Source organism: Pseudomonas sp. P5_A2_2, from assembly GCF_054177685.1.
In genome coordinates this window covers 1-2,395 of sequence record NZ_JBGCUL010000706.1, presented here as the reverse complement: position 1 = coordinate 2,395, position 2,395 = coordinate 1, and the positions used below count along the sequence as shown (strand labels likewise).

Genomic DNA, 2,395 nt, shown 5'->3' with positions numbered 1-2,395 from the left:
CATGACATCGCTCGCGGTTTGTCTGGAGTGCGCCGTGCTACGTCCTAAGTTCGAAAACCATCCACCAACTGCTTGAGTCGCGTGGCTTGTCGCTCAAGCTCGTCATAGGCAAGCAAGGTAGCCTGGAGATTTTCCACGCCTTCCTGGTTGAGGGTTTTGATCTTGGTGATGTCAACGTTTAACGAATCTATGACCGCAGTCTGCTCTTCCGTGGCAGTCGCCACCGACTGATTGATGCCGTCAATGTCGCCGATGCGCTGAGTGACACTGCCCAGTCGCTCACTTGCCTGGTTGGCGATAATCACGCCGTCCTGACTGTAGCGCTCACTCTCTCTCATAGTGGAGACCGCCTCACGGGCGCCCACCTGAAGCTCTTCAATCATCGTGTGGATTTCCTGGGCTGACGTCTGAGTACGGTACGCCTGGCTACGAACCTCGTCGGCTACCACGGCAAAACCACGACCGGCCCCGCCCGCCCGTGCAGCTTCGATGAACGCTGCTTGCCGTGATTTTGCTCATTTCTTCAAGGTGGTTTTCAAGATTGCTGCGGATGGTTTTGCACTGGATCGAATCGTTGTACAGCGTAAAGAGGGTAAACGCAGCGACAACAACGAGCGACGCAGCAAGCAGTACCTTATGACTGAACTTCAGGTTGGCAATCATCCTGTTTTTCCGAAGGCCGGGAGTGTTGTAGTTGTTATTCGATACCAAGATGCGTCGATGATTGCTCGATGACGGCCAACTCTGGATAGGCTGCCAGTTTCTCGATATGCAGTTCAGTACTCTCCAACCGGCGTTCAGTGAGTGAGCGGAAATGCTCCATATCCCGGCAGCGCATGCGCAGACAGTAATCCAGCGCACCACTGATGAGCTGACACTCAATGACCTGCGAGCAAGCACCGACTAAAGCTTAAAACACCTTTTGCGCGCTGCCCCCCTTACCCTCAGCCAATCCAACCAGCACCAGCACCAGCACCAGCAGAGATATACCAGGAGAGAGCTTGCGCGCGTCGATGAAGGCACCGTAACCGCGAATGATCCCGAGCCTTTCCAGCTTACGTACACGTTGCTGGCAAGGGCTCTCACTCAAGTGCACAAGTGAGGCGAGCTTTTTATAAGTGATGCGCCCGCTGTGGCGCAGCACATCAATAATTGCCTCGTCGACACGCCCCAAAGTTTCAAAAGTCCCCAGGGCCTTACTTCCAGTCTTCATAGGGAAGGTTTTTCACTTCAGTCCATTGGACAGAAATTGCTGTAGACGCTCGCTGCGCGGGTTATCCAGAATTTCTGGCCCGCCCTGCTCTTCGACAAGGCCTTGATGAAGAAACAACAGTTGGTTCGAAACCTTGCGGGCAAAACCCATTTCATGGGTCACCATGATCATGGTCCGACCTTCTTCAGCAAGCCCTTGGATGACTTTGAGCACTTCGCCCACCACTTCAGGGTCGAGTGCCGATGTAGGTTCGTCGAACAGCATGACTTCAGGCTCCATCGCGAGTGCACGAGCAATGGCTACCCGTTGCTGTTGACCACCTGAGAGAAACGCAGGGAATTGATCGGCAACACGGGCTGGCAACCCTACTTTTTCCAAATATCGCCGGGCACGATCTTCCGCGTCTTTTTTGCTGACACCCAGCACGCGGCGCGGAGCAATGGTGATGTTGTCCAACACGGTCATGTGGCCCCATAGGTTGAAGTGCTGGAACACCATGGCCAGGCGGGTGCGCAATCGTTGCAGCTCACGGTCATCCGCCACGCGCAGTCCCAAATGGTTTTTAACCATGCAAATCGGCTTGCCATCCAGACTCATGGCGCCGTCGTTGGGCGTTTCGAGGAAATTTATGCAACGCAGGAAAGTGCTTTTTCCGGAACCACTGGCGCCAATCAGGCTGATCACGTCGCCGGTTTTGGCGTGCAGGGAAACGCCCTTGAGTACTTCATGGTTACCGTAACTTTTGTGTAGCCCGTCAACAGTCAATTTGTACATGTTCGCAATCATCCTCTACAGCGGATCGGGAGCATCAATGTCAGATAAAAGGCTCAGTGAGCCGGACCCAGAAAAGCCAGCCAATGACGCTCGGCGATTCGAAACACGCCGACCAGCGCAAAGGTCACCGCCAGGTAAATCAGTGCGGCAATCCCGAACGATTGAAAGGTCAAAAAGGTCGCTGAATTCGCGTCACGCGCGACTTTGAGAATGTCCGGCACAGTCGCGGTGAACGCCACCGTGGTCGAGTGCAGCATCAGGATGACTTCGTTGCTGTAATACGGCAGCGAGCGACGCAAGGCTGACGGCATGATCACAAAGGCATAGAGCTTCCAACCTGAGAGGCCGTAAGCTTTCGCAGCCTCAACCTCKCCATGGGCAATGTTGCGAATAGCACCAGCAAATATC

3 protein-coding genes and 2 pseudogenes are annotated in these 2,395 nt (G+C 54.4%); 1 reads left to right on the top strand and 4 read right to left on the bottom strand.

Features of this window, described 5'->3' with window-relative positions; genetic code table 11:
* Nucleotides 1-44: 44 nt before the first annotated feature.
* Nucleotides 45-497: pseudogene (locus ACXRVY_RS24565) on the bottom strand (methyl-accepting chemotaxis protein); the annotation flags it as partial.
* On the opposite strand from ACXRVY_RS24565, the gene ACXRVY_RS24560 reads away from it, so the two are divergent.
* Nucleotides 490-735: a hypothetical protein gene (locus ACXRVY_RS24560; protein ID WP_158560144.1), complete on the top strand. Its 246-nt coding sequence runs from the start codon at nucleotides 490-492 to the stop codon at nucleotides 733-735. The pseudogene ACXRVY_RS24565 and the gene ACXRVY_RS24560 sit on opposite strands and share 8 nt — an antisense overlap.
* Here the strand turns inward: ACXRVY_RS24560 and ACXRVY_RS24555 are convergent.
* The 3 genes and pseudogenes from ACXRVY_RS24555 to ACXRVY_RS24545 form a co-directional block, all read right to left on the bottom strand.
* Nucleotides 698-1,213: pseudogene (locus ACXRVY_RS24555) on the bottom strand (Lrp/AsnC family transcriptional regulator). The gene ACXRVY_RS24560 and the pseudogene ACXRVY_RS24555 overlap by 38 nt on opposite strands.
* 12 nt (nucleotides 1,214-1,225) lie before the next feature.
* Nucleotides 1,226-1,987 (bottom strand): ABC transporter ATP-binding protein, encoded by a 762-nt coding sequence (locus ACXRVY_RS24550; protein ID WP_115948015.1) that lies wholly within the window; start codon nucleotides 1,985-1,987, stop codon nucleotides 1,226-1,228.
* 53 nt (nucleotides 1,988-2,040) lie between these two features.
* The coding region (locus ACXRVY_RS24545; RefSeq protein WP_458238476.1) for an ABC transporter permease subunit at nucleotides 2,041-2,395 on the bottom strand (355 nt) is incomplete at its 5' end.